Genomic DNA, 20073 nt, shown 5'->3' on the forward strand with positions numbered 1-20073 from the left:
AATTACAGGTCCTCTGCCACCGTCACGGAGACCACATCTTCGATCACCGGGTTTGAGAGCATCTCTGCTGCGGCAGTTCGAGCCGATTCGAGAAGCTCCTCGGTGACTTCGCCGTCAACGCTCAGTTCGAACCGCTTGCCCTGGCGCACGCCGGAGAACCCGGTGAATCCGCGGTGGGGGAGTGCATTGGCGATGGCCTTGCCCTGTGGATCGAGGATCTCAGGCTTGGGCATGACCTCGACGAGGATCGTAGGCACGTGTGTCTCCTGTGGCTGTACTTAAGTATGGATCGGTCACAATCTTACCTGGGAGTGCGATGGGACCGCCGCCAGGTACTACTCTTCGCTGTCCTGAGTGCTGGGTGCGGCGTCGCGCTTTCGCAGGTGCTCACCCAGGGCCCGTTCTACGTAGGCGGACAGCGAGGTTCCCTCATCGATGCAGCGGTGCTTCACGGCCCGAACCAGCTCAGGGGGTAGGTACACGTTGAACTGCGTCTTCCTCTCCACCATGCAAGAATGCTAGCAAACTAAACATCGCTGTGCGAGGAGCCTGAATGAGTGACAGCTGCCACAGTCGGAGCGCCTCGGGAAGAGGAGCAGGCGCTGCAGTGTTGCACCCACTGATAGTTCAAATTTGAAGCACGTGACGGAGGGTTACCTTCATGACCAATCAGCTCAGCATAGGCATCCTGGGGGCCGGTCGCGTCGGCACAGCCATTGGCCGGCAAGCCATCCGCGCCGGACATGAGGTGCGAATCGCCACCGGGAAGCCGGCGGACCAGATTCAGCTGCTGACTGAGGTCATCGTCCCCGGGGCCCAGGCGGTGGAGCGAGAAGACCTCCGGGGCTCAGACATCATCATCGTCGCGGTGCCGCTGCACAAGTACCGCAGCATCGACACTGAGGTGCTGGCAGGGCATGTGGTCATCGACACCATGAACTACTGGTCCCCGGTCGACGGCGTGCTGAAGGAGTTTGAGTCCGGCCCCTCCACCTCTGAAGTCATCGCCGATTTCTTCGGAGACGTGCAGCTGGTAAAGACGCTGAATCACATAGGCTACGGCGATCTAGAAGTGGATGCTCATCCCGCAGGTGTCCCCGAACGTCGGGCGCTTGCGTTGGCCGCTGATGACGACGACGCCAAACAGTTGGTGGCCGCATTCATCGACTCACTGGGTTACGACGCCGTGGACGCGGGACCGCTTGCGGCCGGGCAGGCGCTGGAGAACGGTACTGATATCTTCAACGGTCGCCACACTGCCGGACAGATGCGAGCTCTGCTGGACCAGTGTCAGCGCGTTCTGACCAACGTCTAAGCAGCAGGGGCACTGACAGGCAGCTGATCCAGTACTTCGACCAGCCTGTTGCGCAAGCGTTGTGACTCGCGGGAGAACTCCTGCTGAGCTCGGACGTATTCCGCTCGGCCGGCCGGTTCCTCGATCGCCACCGGCTCGTATCCCCAGTCCCGCAAATCGTATGGGGAGGCGCGCATGTCCAGTTCGCGGATACGCCACGCTAACTCGAAGCAGTCCAGAAGCAGGTCGCTGCTGACCGCCGGGATGAGCTTGTAGGCCCACTTGTAGAGGTCCATATTGGCATGCAGACATCCTGGCTGCTCCATCTGGAGTTGGTTCTCTCGACGGGGCTCCAATGTGTTGCGGGGCTTGGCTGAGGGAGTGTAGAACCTGAAGGCATCAAAGTGACTGCAGGTGAGTTTCAACGACTCGACGACCTCATCCGTACCCTCGGCTCCCAGACGCAGCGGCACATGGTCGTGGCGCTGCCCGTGCTGGCGGGAACGGTAGACCATAGCCCACTCATGCAGTCCGAAACATCCGAGCTGAGCTGGTCGGGCCGCAGTGGCATTCAACAGGCTCCGGGCGAAGCTGATGATGGAGGCCCGTTCAGAGCTGAAGCGTTCAGCATCAACAGTGACTCCACCGGCGCAGGTGCCGTCATCCACAGTGGTGTAGAAGCGCCAACCGGATTGAGGGGAGTTTCCGGCGCTTTTCAGCACGGCCCCTGTCCCCGGGTGCCAACGCGCAAGCTGGCCCGGCTTGAAGGAGTAGTAGGTGAAGAGAAAGTCCTCCACCGGGTGCTGCTTCCCGGCCGGGCGCCTCGTGAGGAACCCCTCCGTATAGCGACTCACGGCCTGGTGATGGCTGGCGGCACGGTGTTGGTGCTCCTCCGGTGAGAGCACCCTCGGCACCACGGTGGGGACAGACATAGCTCCCAAAGAATACCGGCCCTGGACGGCGATCATGATCGGGAGACGTTCAGGGTCAACACGCGAAGCCGCTCGCCAGCTGAACTCGGGCTGGGCTTTCGCTACAATGGTGCCGCTGACTCGCGCCTTTGACTCAGGGCGGCAGACATCGACATCGGAAGTCTGCCGCCCTGAGTTGTCGGAATACCGGTCAGCGACCGGTGCCGGCGTAAACCTTTGCCTCTTCGTCCGAGTCCAAATCGAATGCAGTGTGGATAGCCTGTACAGCCTGCTCCAGCAGTTCCACGTCCGTTATGACTGAGACTCGAATCTCCGAGGTAGAGATCAGTCCGATGTTGATGCCGGCATCTCGAAGGGCCGTGAAGAACCGCGCGGAGACACCTGGGTGATTGCGCATGCCGCCTCCGATCAGTGACACCTTGCCCACCTGAGGAACGAAGTCCAGGCTCTGGAAGCCGATGGTGTCCTTGTGTTCCAGCAGGATGCGTTGGGCTTTGTCTCCGTCAGCGCCGGGAAGGGTGAAGGAGATGTTGGTGGTCTGAGTCTCCATGGAGACATCCTGGACGATCATGTCGATGTTGATGCCGGCTTCAGCGATGTGATTGAAGATCTCAGCAGCTTTGCCCGGCACATCGGGGACCCCGGTGATCGTCAGCTTGCCTTCAGTGTCATCGTGAGAGACGCCAGAGATAATGGGCTGTTCCAAGGGTTCGCCTTCCTTAATGCTGACTTTTTTCGATTCGTCGGGGATGACCCAGGTGCCTTCCTTCTGGGAGAAGGACGAGCGCACATGCAATTTGACGCCGAAGCGCCGAGCGTACTCCACGCTGCGCAGGTGCAGCACTTTGGTGCCGGCAGCGGCCATCTCCAACATATCCTCGCTGGAGATGGAGTCGATCTTCCGGGCGGTGGAAACCACGCGGGGGTCGGCGGTGAAAACACCATCGACGTCAGTGTAGATCTCGCACACGTCCGCGCCGAGTGCCGCAGCGAGGGCCACCGCGGTGGTGTCGGATCCTCCGCGCCCCATGGTGGTGATGTCTTTGGACTCTCGGCTCATCCCCTGGAATCCCGCTACGATTCCCACATGCCCGGTATCGACTGCCTCCTGCACGCGCAGTGGAGAGACCTCTATGATCCGCGCTTTGCCGTGGATGGCGTCGGTGATCATGCCCGCCTGGGAACCGGTGAAGGATTGCGCTGTCTCACCCAGTTCGTGGATTGCCATGGCGAGTAGGGCCATTGACATACGTTCGCCGGACGAGAGCAGGATGTCCATCTCACGAAGCGGCGGCTTCGCAGAGATGGCATCAGCTAGATCCAGCAGGTCATCTGTGGTGTCACCCATAGCTGAGACCACCACGACTACCTGGTTGCCGGCGTGCTTGGTCTCGACGATCCGCCGGGCGACACGTTTGATCGATTCGGCGTCCTGCACGGACGATCCACCATATTTCTGGACTATCAGACTCATAGAGGTACTTGCTCACTCCCGGTGAGGTTGGTTGGTGTGTGTTTGTCACCAGTTTAGGTGCTGACAGGCGTTCGGTGCAGGCACCCTCAGTGACCCAGCACCGCGGAGAGAAACTTCCGGGTGCGTTCCTGCTCTGGGTTGGTGAAGATCTTATCCGGGGGCCCCTCCTCAACGACGTGGCCGCCGTCGAACATCATCACCTTGTGGCTGACGTCTCGAGCGAAACCCATCTCATGGGTCACGATGAGCATGGTCACGTTGGTCGTGTCAGCGACTTGGCGCAAGATGTTCAATACATCATCGACGACTTCAGGGTCCAGCGCGGAGGTGACCTCATCGAGCAGGAGAATCTCCGGGTCCATGGCCAGGGCGCGCGCGATCGCCACACGCTGCTGCTGCCCGCCGGAGAGGCTGCTCGGGTGGGCATCGGCCTTGTCCGGCAGGCCCACCTGGTCGAGCAGGGAATGCGCCTTGGCGATCGCATCTTTCTTGGTCTGACCCAGCACGTGAATCGGCGCCTCGATGATGTTTTCCAACACCGTCATATTGGGGAAGAGATTGAACTGCTGGAAGACCATGCCGATCCGAGTGCGCAGTTTTTTCTGCTCCTTCTTCGACACCGGGACCCGCTTGCCGTCCCGGTTCTCGTGGGTCAGTGGTTCACCATCAATGTAGATGTAGCCGCCGGTGAGCTCCTCCAGCGTCATGACCAGTCGCAGAATGGTCGTCTTGCCGGAGCCTGAAGGGCCGATGAGGGTGACGCGCTCGCCTTGAGCGACCTGGAAGTTGAGGTCCTTGAGGACCACATTGCTCCCAAAGCTCTTCTCGACGTCGACGAACTCGATCACCGGAGTGTCAGGCGGCGAGGACGACGCCGCAGCTTCAGTGTCGATCCCGGCAGCATCAGTGGGCGTAGGCAAGACGCTTCTCCAATCGGTTGATGAGAACGGCGGTGGGGTAACTTGCCGCCAGGAACAGCAGTCCGGCGATCGTGTAGACCTCTGTTGTGCGGAACACGGGGGCGCCCCGCTCTCCAGCGACTGTGACCATCTCCGCAACGCCGATGACCAGGAGGAAAGGGGTGTCTTTGAACATCGAGATGGCGTAATTTCCCAGGGAGGGCACAGTCGAGCGCAGAGCTTGGGGGATCACTACTTTGCGCCAGATGCGGCCAGCCGACATGGACAGTGCAGTGGTGGCCTCCCACTGACCTTTGGGAACAGATTCGATGCCAGCGCGGTAGACCTCCGACATATAAGTCGCGTAGTGAACTCCGAAGACGATGATGCCGATGGTGAGGGCGTCCATCCAGACGAAGGCCCAGAAGACGAAGATCAGCTGGACAACTATGGGAGTCATCCGGATGAAGTTAGCGACCCAGCGCACCACCCACGCGAGGGGCTTTGGGAGCACCATGATGAGAATGGCAATGACCAGGCCCAGCACGGCGGCTACGAGAGAGCCGATGACTGTGACCAGGAGTGTCACCTCCACGAAGGCCATGAAGATGTCGGGAAAAGCATCGAAAGCGAAATCCCAATCCCAGAAGGGGCTCTGACGAATCTCCTCTTCGTCGACCATCGAGGGGTCGTCGATCTCAGCCGCATGGATTCGGGTCTTCACCGTCGCACACCTCCTTCTGTTTTAGCAGATGCGGAGTCCGGGCCGGCAGGGTCTTGAGGAGGATCAGTGACCGTCACAGCTGAGCCTTCGGCCATTACAGCTTTGGGTGCGGGGGAGAGGATCTCGCGCAGGGAAGGTCCTCGTCCCAGTTTGTGCTTGGCGCGTGCTTCGAGGGTCTGCATAATGACGGTGAGTATCAGCGCGAGAATGAAGTAGACGACCAGTCCAATGAAGGCATGGGAGAACCAAATGTCCGTCGGTCGACGAAGCTGGTTCAGCTCAGCGGTGAAGTCACTTACAAACGGCATGATGTAGGCGATGGCGCTGCCTTTGAGCAGGTGTACCCAGAGGTTGGCCAATGACGGCAGCATCAGCGCCCAGGCCTGCGGGAAGATGATGCGGCGCATCTTGTGCGACCAGGACATTGACAGGGCAGTGGTGGCCTCCCACTGCCCGGAGGACACCGTGGTCAGTGAGGCGCGCACCGCCTCTGCACCATAGGCGCCGTAGTTCAGTCCCAGGGCGATCACCCCCAGGAGAAAGGTGTTGTAGACCAGGTCCCGGAACGGCAGATCTGGGTTTCGCATCCAGATCTGCGGCAAGACGAACATCAGCCAGAAGAGCAGCACGACCAGTGAGACGCCGCGGAAGAACTCAATGAGAATTCGCGCTGGTATACGCAACCAGCGGTTAGGGCTGCCGGCCAGCAGACCAAGTGTCACAGCGATCACAAAAGCGAGGAGCCCACCGAACAGTGTGAGTTGGACGGTGGTCCACAGTCCAGCCAGCAGTCGGTCAGACCAGTTGATCGCCACTTCGAAGTACTGCGGCCAGTCTTCGAAGAATTCCATAGTCTTTCCCCTCGGTCAGCGGTGCGGTGACAGAGGTTGCGGTCGGCCCCTCAGGCGCCGACCGCAACCACAGGGCGACTCATAGCTCAGTCGTCAAGGTACTGCTCAGTCAGCTCTTCCGGATCCTCTTCGCACAGTTCCTGTGCTGTCAGGCCGCTGGGTGGCATCTCATCTTCCGTGAAGCCGAACTCGCTGACGAGTTCGAGATATTCACCGGAGTCCATGAGCTCTGCGAGTTCCTCATTGAAATCATCGATCAGATCTTGGGCATCAAGGCGGAAGGCATGAGCACCTACTGACAGCTCGTGGGCAAAGGAATCGGTCACCTCGAGACCGTCAGCGTCGCCGGCCATGGCCTCCAGCGAGATCGCAGTCAGCGCGAACACGTCGGCTCGGCCACCGTCGACGAAGTCGATGCCGTCGGCGGCACTGTCGACAGTGTTATGGTCCACGCCGACCTCGTCCATCCAGGTCGATTCGACTGCGCCGCTGAGTGCGACGACATCCAGGTCAGCATCCAGCAGGTCCTCAAAGTTCTCCACTCCGGCGGGATTCCCCTCCTCAACCAGGAATGCTGTGGTGTACACCAGCTCTGGCTCGCCGAAGGCCGCCTCGGCGCAGCGGTCAGCATTGATGGACATGCCAGCCGAGACCACGTCCCAGTGTCCAGCGCCCAGTCCAGGGATCAAGCTGTCCCAGTTGGGCTCTTCTTCGAACTCGACCTCGTAACCCAGACGCTCGACGAAGATCTCCTCAGCGACTGCAATGGTGGCGCCGGTCGGCTCGCCGGTCTCCTCATCGATCCAGGAGTAGGGCTCTTCGCCGAATAGTGAGATTGTCAGGGTCTCACCGTTGGCATCAGCGCCCGCATCAGAGTCGTCCTCAGCATCGTCTTCCGCACCGGTGTCGTCATCGGTATCGGCAGTATCGCCGTTCTCCTCCGCTGCGCCATTGGCATCGTCCGGCTCGTCGCCGTTTTCGTCGCCGTTTTCGCCGCAGGCGGTCAGAACAAGTAGCGCAGCAGCGGAGAGGGCTCCGGCGCGCATTGTGGAAGATTTGAAGCTCATCAGTTGGTACCTCAGTTTCTTCGGGTCGGGTGAGCGAGAAGGTGCCCGTGCAACCTTGCGGTTGTTGACAATCCTACGACTGCATTCAGGGAACATCTACCCCTACGCTAAGGATTTACTAAGGTTTTACAAAACGAATCTCCGGCAGGCGATGCGCATTTCGGGTGATCACGAGTTTTCGCACCGCGGTTTTGCGACTACAATCCCCAGCCCAAAATCCGCGTGTTGCTTAGCAACCACGGCCGGTGCATCAGAGAAGCAAGGTGGTCAGAGGGGCGCCAGATCACAAGTCGATAAAAATTCCATAGGGTGCCAAAGTCACGGTCCACGCTCAGCCTACGGAGGTGCGCCCTTCAAAGGCGCGGCCGAGAGTGACGTCATCGGCGTATTCCAAATCTCCTCCCACGGGCAACCCGGATGCCAGCCGGGTGATGCGAATGCCAAGGGACCCGAGCATGCGGACCAAGTATGTGGCGGTCGCCTCACCCTCCAGGTTGGGATCGGTGGCGATGATCACTTCCTGAATGGACTCATCGGAGAGTCGATTCAACAGCTGCCGAATGTGCAGCTGATCGGGCCCCACACCAGCAATCGGGTTGATAGCTCCACCCAGCACGTGGTACCTGCCTCGGAAGCTGCGAGTGCGTTCGATCGCCATGACGTCTTTGGACTCCTCCACTACACACAAAGCGGAAGAGTCGCGTCGTGTGTCCTGGCAGATCCGGCAGCGGGACTCTTCAGAGACGTTGAAACACACCTCGCAGAATTGGACCTTTTCCTTGACGGTGCGGATTGCTTCGGCGAGTCGCTGCATATCATCAGGGTCGGCTTCGAGGATGTGGAAAGCCACCCGCTGGGCTGACTTTGGGCCGATGCCAGGTAGGCGACCGAGCTCGTCGATCAGGTCTTGGACTGCGCCTTCATACACAATCCACCAGTCTACGGCTCATCCAGGCGGCGTTCTTCAATGAGCACGCCATCGAGGATCCGTTCAATGGCTTTCCGGCCGAACACTCCGGAATGTTCCAGTTCGGCATCGTCGTCGCTTGCGACATCTTCCGTGACGGCCGAGGGGGATTGAGCCTCTGCCCAATCTGGTGGAGGGGTGGTGTCGTAGAGCTCCTCTGCCGGTTCTCCAGATGGTGCCCAGGCGCTGACGGCCTGACGGGAGGCAAGCCGGTGGCGGATCTCGGCGCCTGCGCCGTTGGACGCAGAGCGGGCAGCCGGAGCGGTTTGCTCCCGGTTCTCTTCTGCTGCTGAGGCGGAGGGGGCAGGGGGCCCGGCACGGCGTGCGAAGGCCGGAACTACGGGCTTGTCTGGTACTCGCCGAGCTGGAGGGGCGGGTGGTGTCTCGGCGCCAGCTCGGCTCGTAGGCGGAGCGTCCTGGTGAGGGAGCGGAGCGTAACCGGATTCGGGCGGTGGGAGATCCGGCGGTTCTTCGGTCGGAGGGATCCACCCGTCATCGGGAGGGACCGGTGTGGTGTCAGATTCAGCCTCGCGGATTGAGGTTTGGGGGCTGCGCGGGGGGTGCGGTGTGGAGCGCGGTGGCGCCGGGGGTTCCGGGGCTGGCTCTCGAGTGGACTCGGCCGGAGCTGGCGCTGCAGTCCGGCCCTCAGCTTTTGGGAGAGGCCCACCGCCAGGGGGTTGAGAGCGAGCCTGGGGTTCCGCGGCTTGGCCGCCAAGGGTGAAACGCACCTGGATGCCGACTACTTCTTGGACCGCACCGGCCAGAGCTTGTTCGCCGCCACGATTGGTGAAGGTATTCCGTGCCCCGTCGTTGCTGAAGGCTAGAGCAAGGATCTGACCATCGAATCCGCTGACCTGCACATTGCCTTTGATCAGCATCCAAAGGACGCGGGATCGGGACTTCATGGCCTCGACAACATCCGGCCAGGCCTGCTGCATGCGTGCGGTTTGTCCCGCGGCTGCCGGAGCGGAGCTTGGTTGAGCTGAAGACTGAGATGGTTCGTGCTCAGGTGAGCCGTGGGCGGCCCTTGGCTGGGTTGGTGGTGGTTGGGGTGGTGACGTGGGGTGACCCGCCTGGGACTGTGCGTCTGCAGAGGCCTGTTCACTCAGCTGGGCTGATGCCGCAGCGGCTGGGGTCGCTGCTTCAGGTGGATGCCCGCTGGCAGGTGCTTCACCTGGAGGCGTGGTGCCCGCCCCGGAGGTGAAGTCCATGCGGCGTTCCAGCCGTTCCAGTCGCGCGGCGATGCTCGCCTGTCCTGAGTCGGCGTGCGGCAGCAGCAGCCGCGCCATCAGCAGTTCAAGGTGCAGCCTGGGGCTGGTTGCGCCGACCATTTCGGTCAGCGCGGTGGCGGTGATATCGGCGGCGCGGGTGAGTTCGGCGGCGCCGATGCTGCCGACCTGGTTCTGCATGATACGGATCTGGTCCTCCGGGACCCCGCGGAGGATGGCTTGAGGCGATTCGGGCACGGACTTGACGATGATCAGATCTCGCAGCCGCTCCAGCAGGTCCTCTACGAACCGGCGTGGGTCCTGGCCGGACTGCACCACGCGGTCCACCACTTGGAAGGCCTGGGCCCCATCCAGAGCGGAGACGGCGTCCACCACTTGGTCCAACAGGGCAGCGTGGGTGAAGCCCAGCAGGGCGACGGCGCGGTCATAGTCCAACCCCCGGGATTCGGCCCCTGCGATGAGCTGATCGAGCACGCTGAGAGTGTCGCGCACGGAGCCGCCTCCTGCGCGCAGCACCAGTTGAAGCACACCGGGGGCGACCTCTACGTTCTCCGCTGTGCAGAGCCGCTCAAGATACTCCAGAAGCGGCTCGGGTGGAACGAGCCGGAAAGGATAATGGTGAGTCCGCGACCTGATCGTGCCGATGACTTTGTCCGGCTCGGTTGTCGCGAAGATGAACTTAATGTGCTCCGGTGGCTCTTCCACAATTTTGAGCAGCGCGTTGAAACCCGCGGCGGTGACCATGTGAGCCTCATCGATGATGAAGATTTTGTAGCGGTCGCGCACCGGCGCGAAAGTGGCCCGTTCGCGCAGGTCGCGAGCGTCGTCGACCCCCCCGTGCGAGGCGGCATCGATCTCAATGACATCGAGCGAGCCGGGGCCTCCGGAGGCCAGGTCACGGCATGACTCACATGTCCCGCACGGCTGCCCCGTAGGGCCTTCAGCGCAGTTCAGGCAGCGGGCCAGAATTCGCGCAGAGGTAGTCTTTCCGCATCCTCGTGGGCCGGAGAATAAGTAGGCGTGTGAGACCGCATCTTTGCCCAGCGCTGTGACTAGCGGAGCTGTGACGTGTTCCTGCCCGATGACGTCAGTGAAGGTATCAGGACGGTAGCGGCGGTACAGGGCAGTGCTCACGGACTAGACCTTACCGTGCACCCCGGAGACGAGGCGACGTGGCACCGCAGCAGGCTTGACTGGTCCGGATCAGCTGGTGATTCACGATTTTCGAGGTTCGGCCCAGGATGGGGCCTGACCATTGAACTCTGTGCAGAACCTGGCACGAGTTCGCAACTAGCCGTAGATAGGGGAGCGGATATGACTGACCCAGCAACGATAGAAGAGCAAGCCGAAGAGGTGGCTGCGGAGATCGGCGAGATTGTGGCCCAGAAAGGGGTAACGGTCGCGGTCGCAGAGTCGCTGACCGGCGGCAAGCTCGTCAATCAGCTGGCGGCGGCCAAAGGATCGGGTCAGTGGTTAGCTGGGGGAGCGGTTGCGTATCAGTCGTCCGCTAAGCACCGCGTGCTGGGTGTGCCTGAGGGACCGGTGATATCCGAGGAGGCCGTGGTCGGAATGGTGCAAGGCGTGACCGCCCTCTTCGGAGCCGACGTGGGCGTGGCAGCCAGTGGAGCGGGCGGACCCGATGGGCAGGAGGGGCAGTCTCCGGGGACCACATGGTTGGCCGCAGAAGCCCGGGGCAGCGTAGAAACGGAGCTTCACCATTTCTCCGGCGAACCGCTCGATATCTTGGCGCAGACTCAGTTGTGCGCTCTGCAGCTGTTGAGATCGGCTTTGCTCAGACACACTCCCTGAGCAGTGGTCCCTGGGAGGTTTGGGATCGCAGAGCACTGAACTACGAAAGATCAATCCCCGTCTGACTGGGTGATCACCCTTGTCAGACGGGGATTCTCGGCGGAGGCGGGGGGATTTGAACCCCCGATCCCCGGTTAAGGGGATCCTTCATTAGCAGTGAAGTCCGTTCGGCCGCTCCGGCACGCCTCCTGGGCGCGTCAGGTGCGAAATTCGCTCGTGACGCGACTACCAAGGTTAGCGGCCATGGGCTTACAGAGCAAAGTAGCTGCTCTCTCGACACGCTGTAATGTGGAGCTGGTGAGCAATCAGCACGAGTATGTGATCGCTGTGGTCGGAGCCGGACCTCGAGGCACCTCATTTCTAGAACGACTCTTGGCTCAGGTGGAGCGTTGCAGCCCTGGTCAGCGCCGCGGGCTCAAGGTGATGGTCTTTGATCCTGCTCCGCACGGAGCAGGCCGGGTGTGGAATCCTGAACAGTCCTCCCTGTACCTGATGAACACGCCCGCAGCGTTCCCCACCGCTGCACCGTCGGGGGGCACACGGCGCAGCCTTCCGCCGTCGTCGTGCTCCATCAGCTTTCTGGAGTTCTGCGCCCCCGGCGGGTTCGACGACGACGCTGCCTCCTATCCGACGCGAAGCCAGTACGGAACCTACCTGGCCTGGCTCAACAAAGAGGTCTCCGCCCATCTGCGTGGCCGCGGAGTTGTGGTGCAGCACATCTCGGCAGAAGTGACCGCCCTCATCCCACAGGCCGACCGGTACCTGCTCAGGACGGCAGGGGGCGAGCATGCAGCCGACGCGGTGGTGCTCGCACTGGGACATCTGGAGACAGAATTGTCTTCAGGACCCGCACACCTGGCCGCGCAGGCTGATAAACACGGGTTGCACTATCAGGGGCCCGCGATCCCGACTGAGGTGGACTACAGCACATTCGGCGCGGGCCAGAATGTCTTGGTGCGGGGTCTTGGACTCAACTTCTTCGACCTGATGATCGAAGTCACCGCCGGACGCGGGGGGCAATTCAGATTGAACCAGGACCCCACACCCGGGCGGCGTTTCACCTACGAACCCTCTGGAGCAGAGCCCCGCCTGATCGCTGGCTCGCGACGCGGCACGCCCTATCGCGCGAAGACGCTGGCGCCAGGATTCGTTCCTTCAGGGATCGAATTGGCGCACCTGACTCCGCGGGCCATTGACGAGCTCCTCGCGGAGCACACCGAGCTGGACTTCGCCGCCCACCTTTGGCCGTTGATCGAAAAGGACATCAGATCGACCTGTGCGAGCTTCGGCGGACCGGCAGATTTCGACGTCACGAGCTGTGCCAGACCCTTCCAGCATCGCAGCTGGACCTCCCCGCAGGAGTATCAGCACACCCTCGTGAAGTGGCTCGAAGATGATGCCGAGGCCTCGACAGCAGGTGCGGACTCACCGGAGAAGATGGCCATCAACGCCCTGCATGCGGCTCGCCTGGAGGTCAAGAAACTGGTTGCGGACCGGCGAATTCGCATGGCGTCGGTGCTTCGGGACATCGAGGGATGGTTCGAGCCACTGGTGGAGGGACTGGCATCCGGTCCTCCACTCCAGAGGATCGAGGAACTGGCTGCTCTTTCCCGTGCCGGCCTTGTGGAGTTCCTGGGACCAGAACCGGTCTACGGGGTGGACAGCACGAACGGGGCGTTTATCGCTGACTCGGCTGCGGTCCAAGGCGCTCGCTACCATGCTGCATACATGATCGAGGCGATGATGCCTCCCAACCGCATCACCCAGGCTCAGTCCCAGCTGGTTCGAGGGATGCTCGCCGACGGTCTGGCGGCTCCAGCCATCGTCGAGTCTGGAGGGCAGGCTCATGTGCACAAAGGGTTCAATGTCACCGAGGCGCCACATCGGCTGATTCACTCCGACGGCACCGCAGGTCACATCTATGTACTGGGACTGCAGCTGTCCTCCGTTCAGTGGGGGACAGCTATCGCCGCCGAAGCTGGCGGGGACATCCAAGGCTCGGCCCGCGCCTTGGCAGATGCCGATGCCGCTGCCGCAAGTGTGCTCCAGACGCTCACTCCGGATGCCGCTCTGCCGAATCTCGCCCCGGTTCTCAGCTAGCCGCAAGCACCTTCCCTGGGTTCAGGATCCCTCGGGGATCCAGCGAAGCCTTGATGGTCCGCATCGTTTGCAGAGCTGTGGCATGCTCCATGGCCATCGCGCTGACTTTGCCGAGCCCCACGCCGTGTTCACCGGTGCAGGTCCCGCCCGCTGCCAGGGCTCGCTCCACCAGTCGCGCGTTGAGCTCCTCGGCCTGCTCGCGGGCCCGTTCATCCCCGGGTGGCAGCAGAATTGCCACGTGGAAATTACCGTCGCCTACGTGACCCACGATGGGTGCCACCAATCCGCTGGCGGCAATATCCTTCTGAGTTGCCAAAATGCATGCTGGCAACCGGGAGATTGGCACACACACATCGGTGGGCAGGGGAGCCGAACCTGGGACCAGCGCCAACGCAGCGGGAAGGGCATCATGGCGCGCCTGCCACAGGCGGGAAGATTCGGCAGGGTCGCTGGTGGAGGCGTGCTCGGCGGCCTCGAACTGCGCAGCAAGACCGGCGAACCGGGCATACTGGCTCTCGACCTCGGTGCGATCTCCCACAAACTCGACCATGAGAGTTTCTGTCACTGGTGCGGTGTAGCCGGTATACCGGGCGAGCGCGTCCACCGTCACACGGTCCAGCAACTCCACACGCGTCAGGCGCAGCGATGACCGGAGGGCCTTCACGACCAGCTCAACCGCATGCTGGAGCGACGGGCATGACCAGACGCCCATCTTCGTGGATGCAGGGATCGGATGAAGTGTGAGCGTTGCCTCGGTGATTACGCCCAGTGTCCCCTCAGAGCCCACGAACAGGTGCGTGAGGTCGTACCCGGCGGAAGTCTTCTTAGTGGTTGAGCCGGTGGTGATCACCGAGCCGTCGGCCAGCACCACGGTCAGGGCTAGGACATTCTCCTTCATGGTCCCGTAATGGACGGCAGTGGTTCCGCTGGCCGACGTCGCCGCCATTCCGCCCACGGTCGCGTCCACCCCCGGGCCGGCTGCGAACTGTAGATGATGCTCCGGCAGGGCCGCATTGAGTGCAGACTTCATCACTCCCGCCTCCACGGTGGCGTAGAGATCATCGGCGGCGACGGTCAGAACCCGGTTCATCGCGGAAACATCGAGACAGATGCTGTCGGCAGTGGTGTTCGCGCCACCTTCCAACCCGGTGCCGGACCCCCGCGGCACCACAGGTGTGTGATGCTCATGGCAGATCCGCAGGGCGGCAGAGACATCCGCCGTGCTCGCCGCCTCCACCACTGCCAAAGGAGGGGCCCAGTCGTGATGGGAACGATCGTGAGCCCTGTTCTGGAGCAGCTCACCATCAGTGGAAACCCTGCTGCCCAGTGCTGCTTTCAACTCATCCAGCACGGATGAGCCGGACTCAGTGCACGGGGGGATGGTCATGGAAGCGTTTTCTCCTCTATCGCGGCGCCGGATTCAGGAAGCGGACGGCATGCGCCTGATGGTGAGTGACTGCGTAAGCACTCCTACTGGCCCTTCAAGGTCGTGCAGAAGCGTATGGGTCAGACCCACCCCGCGGGACCCGATGAAAGCGGTGACATCTAACCCGACCCATTCTCCGCCGGGCTGACGGAAGAAGGAGACCGTGGAATCCACATTGGGATATGCAGCAGCGTCCGGATCCACTGCCAGGGTGAGGCCGTTGGCGACGTCGATCAGGCCCAGGTATCGGGCAAAATCACTGCTGGCTTCGCCCTCAACGAGCGGCACCTGCGTCCGCAACCACGCCTGCGCTCTGCCTGGCGCGGGGGAGCGGCGGCGTCCCTCGAGTGAGGCGATGAAGTCTCCCGGCCAGACGTCAGCCGCATCCCAGTGTGCGAACTCCTCTGGGCCGGGAAGACGCTCCACGGGCATGAGCGCCATGTCAGAGGTATTGGCATCCACCAGCGACCAAGCACGCATTACCGCTATAGTGCGGCCGGCGTGAGTGACGGTGACCTCGCTCAGTTCGATGGTCCGCCCGGGGCGCGAAAGGTCAACCGTGACGGTCATATCGCCGATCGGCACTGTCCCGAAGATGTCGAAGCTCAGCCGCGCCAGCTGAAGGGGCTTCTCAGGAGCCTGGCTGCGCTCAAGAACGTGCGCCATGAGCCCCATCACCGGTGCGATGTGCTGCTGCTCGGGGTCCCAGGCGCCGGCAGTGGCACGGCTGGCGCGGTACTGGTCATTTCCCAGAGCGGAGAAGTATGCCGATGGGATCGAGCGCGTGGTCATTGGGCCCCTAGCTGGCGAACGAGAGTGACGAATCACACCAAAGTATCAGCACGCCAATCATTTACCTACCGAATGGTCGGTAAATCTGTTACAGTTTTCGCCAGGTGACTTGAGTCACAGCAGAATCTGGAGGGGCGTCATCGGCAGATACGCCGCTCGTTACCGCACCAACATGCGCCAATGGAGGCACAATGACGCAGCAGGCCTACCTCAGTAAAGAGGGCCACAGTGTGACACGTGAGGAGAAGAGGGTCCTCGCCGGAACGCTGGTAGGGACCACGATCGAGTGGTACGACTTCTTCATCTACGCTCAGGCGGCAGGATTCGTCCTAGCCGTTCTCTACTTCGAGCCGCTCGGAGAGGAATCCGACACGCTTGCTCAGCTCGTTGCGTGGGCATCTGTCGGCATTTCCTTCCTTTTCCGGCCTCTGGGCGCTGTCCTCGCCGGTTGGCTCGGCGACCAGTTCGGGCGAAAACTCGTTCTGTTCATCACGTTGACGGGTATGGGCGGGGCGACGGTCCTCATTGGTCTGCTTCCCACCTACGCCGCCTGGGGGCTGGCTGCCCCGATTCTGCTGATAGTGCTGAGGATCATTCAGGGTCTCTCGGCCGGAGGTGAATGGGGAGGCGCTGCGTTGCTCGCGGTCGAGCATGCCCCCCGTCACAAGCGCGGACTGTTCGGTATGTTCCCCCAGATCGGCGTGCCGCTGGGCATGCTGCTGGCGACCGGCTTCATGTTTGGGCTCAATGCCGTGCTCACCGAGGAACAGTTCCTCGAATGGGGTTGGCGCGTGCCGTTCCTGTTCTCCTTCGTACTGATCCTCGTTGCCTTCTTCATCCGGTGGAAGGTTGAGGAGTCCCCGGTCTTTAAGGAGATGAAGGAGCGTAAGGAGGAATCTTCCGCACCGCTGAAGGAACTGGTCACCACACACAAGAAGTACACCTTCCTGGCCGCACTGATCTTCGCAGCGAACAATGCCGCCGGCTACCTGGTCATCGCATTTTTCGCCGCTTATGGTGCGGCAGAACTGGGCATGTCCCGCACAGAGACCCTGATCGCATCGCTGATCGGCGGTGTCGGTTGGTTCATCTTCACCATGCTCGGAGGCTGGATCTCGGACCGCATCGGACGCGTGCGCACCTTCCAGATCGGTTACGCCATCATCATTGTGTGGGCCGTGCCGATGTGGTTCCTGCTGGACACCGCATCGCTGCCCCTGTTCGCTCTGGCCATCTTCGTCCTCACCATCGGGCTGGGCCCATCCTACGGCCCGCAGTCAGCCCTCTACGCTGAGATGTTCCCAGTAGCCATCCGCTTCTCAGGAGTCTCTATCGGCTACGCACTGGGTTCGATCATCGGCGGCGCTTTCGCTGCTACGATCGCTCAAGCGATCCTTGACACCACCGGCCAATCATGGCTGATCGGCGTCTATATCGGCGGCCTGGCGGTGGTGTCGTTCATTGCGGTGTCCATGGTCCCCAAGAAGCTCCAAGGCATCAATCTCCAAGACGACGAGGATCGCGAGGAACTCGAAGTCAAGACCCTGCTGAAAGTCCACTAGCCGCACCACTCCACGCACGATCAAGCACTCTCCAAGAAGGAAACCATGATGAACAGAACACCAGCGGTGCGCATTGCTGCCACCGCGGCAGCTGCAGCACTGATGCTGACCGCATGCAACGACAACGACAACGGCAACGGTGACGCCGAGGGCAACGGTGAGGGGGGCGAGGCTGCAGAGAGCTATTCGATCGGCATCACCCAGATCGTGTCCCACCCTGCCCTCGACTCAGCCCGGGAAGGATTCAAGAGCGCATTCGATGACGCCGGGATCGATGTCGAGTGGGACGAGCAGAACGCACAGGGTGAACAGGCGACGGCTTCCAACATCGCCGGCACCTTTGCCACCGGGGACTTCGACTTGGTTCACGCGATTGCGACCCCCACGTCGCAGGCGGCAGCCCAGCAGATCAACGATCTGCCCATCGTGTTCTCCTCGGTGACCGACCCGGAAGAAGCCGGATTGGTTGATTCCTGGGAGGAGCCGGGCGGCAACATCACAGGTGCCTCGGATATGAATCCTGTCTCTGAGCAGCTGGAGCTTCTGCAGGAGATCCTGCCCGATGCTGAAACTGTGGGCGTGGTCTACTCCTCCGGTGAGACCAATTCCCAGGTCCAGGTGGAGATGCTTCAGGAGGCTGCTGATGAGCTCGGCCTGGAGGTCCAGGAGTCGACGATCTCAGCCTCGTCAGAGGTGCAGCAGGGGGTTGAGTCCCTCGATGTGGACGCGATCTACGTGCCCACCGACAACGCTGTGGTTTCAGCACTTGAGGCTGTTATCCAGTACGGCCAAGACAATGACGTGCCGATCATCGCCGCTGAGGCAGACTCGGTTATCCGCGGAGCTGTAGCTACCTACGGCATCGACTACGAACAGTTGGGCTACCAGGCTGGCGAGATGGCCATCCGCATCCTCGTTGACGGTGAGGACCCGGCTTCAATGCCTGTAGAGACGCAGTCGGACCTGGAACTCACTGTCAATCCGGACGCTGCCGAGGCGATGAACGTCGAATTTCCAGACGATGTCCTCGATCGCGCCGACGTGGTAGTTGGAGAAGATGTCGAGGCCGAGGACCCAGCTGACGCCGGTGAGGATGACGAAGAAGACGAATGATCACTGCGCTTGAACTAGGCCTGATCTACGCGATCGTAGCCCTCGGGGTCTACCTGACATTCCGGATCCTCAATTTTCCGGATCTGACGGTCGATGGTTCCTTCACCTCGGGGGCTGCGACTGCGGCAATTCTCATCATCAATGGCGTCAACCCCTTTCTGGCCAGCGGCGCCGCCTTCGTGGTGGGCACACTGGCCGGGCTGATCACCGGTCTGCTTCACACCAAGGGCAACATCAATGGCCTCTTGGCCGGAATCCTCACCATGATCGGGCTCTACTCGATCAACCTCCGCATCATGGGTGGGGCGAACATTCCGCTGCTGGGGGAGGAGACCACGATCTCCTTGCTGCGGCAGATCGCCGGCAGCGGGTGGACTTCGGTGCTGGTGCTGGTCGCTGTGGCGCTGGTGTTCAAGGTCCTCATTGACTGGTTCTTGCACACCGATGCTGGGCTGGCCCTGCAGGCGACCGGCGACAACGAGCAGATGATCCGCTCCTTCGCTGTGTCCACCGACCGGATGAAGATCATCGGACTGATGCTCTCCAACGGCCTGGTGGGGCTTGCCGGAGCAGTGGTCGCTCAGCACCAGGGCTTCGCCGACATTGGGATGGGCATCGGTCTGATCCTGGTGGGACTGGCCTCGGTGATCGTCGGGCAGGCAATCTTCGGCACCCGGCTCGTTATCCAGGCCACGATGGCTGTGGTACTGGGTGCGGTCATCTACCGACTTGCCATTCAGTTCGCGCTCAATGCGGGACTGAATCCCAACGACATGAAGCTGATGTCCGCACTGTTGGTGATCGCAGCTCTGCTGCTGCCCCAGTGGAACGGGTTCCGGAAGTTTGCGGCGCGGCGGAAGAAGGGTCGTTCTGCACTGCAGGCAGCAGCTGAAGCCACTCTCACCAAGGACGCAAACCTCAATGGGAAGAAGGTGAGCTGAGTCATGCTCAATGTCACAGACGTGTATAAGACCTTCTTCCCGGGGACGGTGAACGAGCGCAAGGCACTTGTGAACGTCAACCTGACGCTCGCCCCAGGTGACTTTGTCACGGTGATCGGCTCCAACGGTGCTGGAAAGTCCACGGTCCTCAACACGGTGGCAGGGCGCATCAGCCAGGATGAGGGAGTGGTGTCGCTGGATGGCCGCGATGTCTCCAAGCTGAAGGAGCATCAGCGCGCCGCACAAGTAGGACGGGTCTTTCAGGACCCCATGGCTGGGACGAGTCCCAACCTCACCATCGAGGAGAACCTGTCCTTGGCAGACAAGCGCGGACAGGCCCGCGGGCTGGGGTTCGGAGTCACGCGAGCCAAGCGCGAACGGTTCGCTGAAGCGCTGACCGTACTCGAGCTGGGTTTGGAGAGTCGACTGAAGACGAAAGTCGGCCTGCTCTCCGGTGGTCAACGGCAGGCTCTGAGCCTGCTGATGGCCACCTTCTCGCAGCCGAAGATTCTTCTGTTGGACGAGCACACCGCCGCGCTTGACCCCCAGAGGGCAGAACTCGTGACTCGATTGACCAGGAAAGTGGTGGAGGAGCAGGGGTTGACCACTTTGATGGTCACCCACAACATGGCGCAGGCTCTGGAAGTCGGTAACCGCCTCATCATGATGCATGAGGGTCGCATCATTCTGGACGTATCGGAAGAGGAAAAGTCCAAGCTTGCTCCAGGTGATCTTCTGGCAGAGTTCGCCAAGATCAAAGGTGCCGCGCTGGACGATAAGACGATGCTCCAATAAGAATGTGCACTTGTTGAACGCATGAAGTGCACGGGAAGAGGCCGGTGGCTGCACCACAGCAGCCACCGGCCTCTCTCATGAGCTCAGCTAGTGAATTA

At 61.6% G+C, this 20073-nt stretch carries 19 protein-coding genes and 1 tRNA gene; 7 read left to right on the forward strand and 13 right to left on the reverse strand.

The window, feature by feature from the left end; all coding sequences use genetic code 11:
• Positions 1-2: 2 nt before the first annotated feature.
• Together purS and D3250_RS02985 are read right to left on the reverse strand one after the other, a co-directional pair.
• A complete protein-coding gene (gene purS, locus D3250_RS02980) occupies positions 3-257 on the reverse strand; it encodes a phosphoribosylformylglycinamidine synthase subunit PurS (protein ID WP_119901844.1) in 255 nt (84 codons plus the stop codon).
• 78 nt (positions 258-335) lie between these two features.
• Entirely contained in the window at positions 336-509 is a 174-nt protein-coding gene (locus tag D3250_RS02985) for a ribbon-helix-helix protein, CopG family (protein ID WP_119901845.1), read from the reverse strand.
• Between the two features lie 152 nt (positions 510-661).
• Between D3250_RS02985 and D3250_RS02990 the strand changes: the two genes are divergently transcribed.
• A complete protein-coding gene (locus D3250_RS02990) occupies positions 662-1315 on the forward strand; it encodes an NADPH-dependent F420 reductase (protein WP_119901846.1) in 654 nt (217 codons plus the stop codon).
• On the opposite strand, the gene D3250_RS02995 is transcribed toward D3250_RS02990, so the two are convergent.
• The 8 genes from D3250_RS02995 to D3250_RS03030 all read right to left on the reverse strand — a co-directional run bounded on the left by D3250_RS02995 (position 1312) and on the right by D3250_RS03030 (position 10571).
• Positions 1312-2226, reverse strand: a complete 915-nt coding sequence (locus D3250_RS02995; protein WP_192892547.1) for a 3-methyladenine DNA glycosylase — start codon at positions 2224-2226, stop codon at positions 1312-1314. The genes D3250_RS02990 and D3250_RS02995 overlap by 4 nt on opposite strands.
• A gap of 190 nt (positions 2227-2416) precedes the next feature.
• On the reverse strand, positions 2417-3700 hold the full coding sequence (locus D3250_RS03000; RefSeq protein WP_119901847.1) for an aspartate kinase: 1284 nt from the start codon (positions 3698-3700) through the stop codon (positions 2417-2419).
• 86 nt (positions 3701-3786) lie between these two features.
• Complete coding sequence (ehuA, locus tag D3250_RS03005) at positions 3787-4620, reverse strand: ectoine/hydroxyectoine ABC transporter ATP-binding protein EhuA (protein WP_438830124.1); 834 nt, start codon at positions 4618-4620, stop codon at positions 3787-3789.
• Entirely contained in the window at positions 4604-5281 is a 678-nt protein-coding gene (locus tag D3250_RS03010) for an amino acid ABC transporter permease (protein ID WP_119902269.1), read from the reverse strand. Before D3250_RS03010 ends, ehuA begins: the two co-directional genes overlap by 17 nt.
• Before the next feature lie 38 nt (positions 5282-5319).
• Entirely contained in the window at positions 5320-6174 is an 855-nt protein-coding gene (locus D3250_RS03015; protein WP_119901848.1) for an amino acid ABC transporter permease, read from the reverse strand.
• A gap of 86 nt (positions 6175-6260) precedes the next feature.
• Positions 6261-7241, reverse strand: coding sequence for a transporter substrate-binding domain-containing protein (locus D3250_RS03020; RefSeq protein ID WP_158583055.1), 981 nt, complete (start codon positions 7239-7241; stop codon positions 6261-6263).
• Positions 7242-7572: 331 nt separating this feature from the next.
• Complete coding sequence (recR, locus tag D3250_RS03025) at positions 7573-8169, reverse strand: recombination mediator RecR (RefSeq protein ID WP_119901850.1); 597 nt, start codon at positions 8167-8169, stop codon at positions 7573-7575.
• 11 nt (positions 8170-8180) lie between these two features.
• Positions 8181-10571, reverse strand: a complete 2391-nt coding sequence (locus D3250_RS03030) for a DNA polymerase III subunit gamma and tau (protein ID WP_119901851.1) — start codon at positions 10569-10571, stop codon at positions 8181-8183.
• A gap of 180 nt (positions 10572-10751) precedes the next feature.
• On the opposite strand from D3250_RS03030, the gene D3250_RS03035 reads away from it, so the two are divergent.
• On the forward strand, positions 10752-11246 hold the full coding sequence (locus D3250_RS03035; protein ID WP_119901852.1) for a CinA family protein: 495 nt from the start codon (positions 10752-10754) through the stop codon (positions 11244-11246).
• A gap of 100 nt (positions 11247-11346) precedes the next feature.
• Here D3250_RS03035 and D3250_RS03040 read toward each other — a convergent pair.
• A tRNA-Ser gene (locus D3250_RS03040) sits at positions 11347-11435 on the reverse strand.
• A 108-nt stretch (positions 11436-11543) separates the two neighbouring features.
• On the opposite strand from D3250_RS03040, the gene D3250_RS03045 reads away from it, so the two are divergent.
• Positions 11544-13346, forward strand: coding sequence for an FAD/NAD(P)-binding protein (locus D3250_RS03045; RefSeq protein ID WP_225973101.1), 1803 nt, complete (start codon positions 11544-11546; stop codon positions 13344-13346).
• Here the strand turns inward: D3250_RS03045 and D3250_RS03050 are convergent.
• Entirely contained in the window at positions 13339-14733 is a 1395-nt protein-coding gene (locus tag D3250_RS03050) for an FAD-binding oxidoreductase (protein ID WP_119901854.1), read from the reverse strand. The genes D3250_RS03045 and D3250_RS03050 overlap by 8 nt on opposite strands.
• Before the next feature lie 33 nt (positions 14734-14766).
• Positions 14767-15564: a thioesterase family protein gene (locus tag D3250_RS03055; RefSeq protein ID WP_119901855.1), complete on the reverse strand. Its 798-nt coding sequence runs from the start codon at positions 15562-15564 to the stop codon at positions 14767-14769.
• A 191-nt stretch (positions 15565-15755) separates the two neighbouring features.
• Between D3250_RS03055 and D3250_RS03060 the strand changes: the two genes are divergently transcribed.
• The 4 genes from D3250_RS03060 to D3250_RS03075 are packed head-to-tail and all read left to right on the forward strand — an operon-like array spanning position 15756 to position 19975.
• Positions 15756-17126 carry an MFS transporter gene (locus D3250_RS03060; protein ID WP_119901856.1) on the forward strand — a complete coding sequence of 457 codons (1371 nt, stop codon included), beginning with the start codon at positions 15756-15758 and terminating at the stop codon, positions 17124-17126.
• A 45-nt stretch (positions 17127-17171) separates the two neighbouring features.
• Entirely contained in the window at positions 17172-18239 is a 1068-nt protein-coding gene (locus D3250_RS03065; RefSeq protein ID WP_119901857.1) for an ABC transporter substrate-binding protein, read from the forward strand.
• Positions 18236-19180: an ABC transporter permease gene (locus D3250_RS03070; RefSeq protein WP_119901858.1), complete on the forward strand. Its 945-nt coding sequence runs from the start codon at positions 18236-18238 to the stop codon at positions 19178-19180. Before D3250_RS03065 ends, D3250_RS03070 begins: the two co-directional genes overlap by 4 nt.
• 3 nt (positions 19181-19183) lie before the next feature.
• Positions 19184-19975, forward strand: a complete 792-nt coding sequence (locus D3250_RS03075; protein WP_119901859.1) for an ABC transporter ATP-binding protein — start codon at positions 19184-19186, stop codon at positions 19973-19975.
• Positions 19976-20073: the final 98 nt, after the last annotated feature.

The sequence above is a fragment of the Nesterenkonia natronophila genome, from assembly GCF_003595215.1.
In the GTDB taxonomy this organism is placed as follows: domain Bacteria; phylum Actinomycetota; class Actinomycetes; order Actinomycetales; family Micrococcaceae; genus Nesterenkonia; species Nesterenkonia natronophila.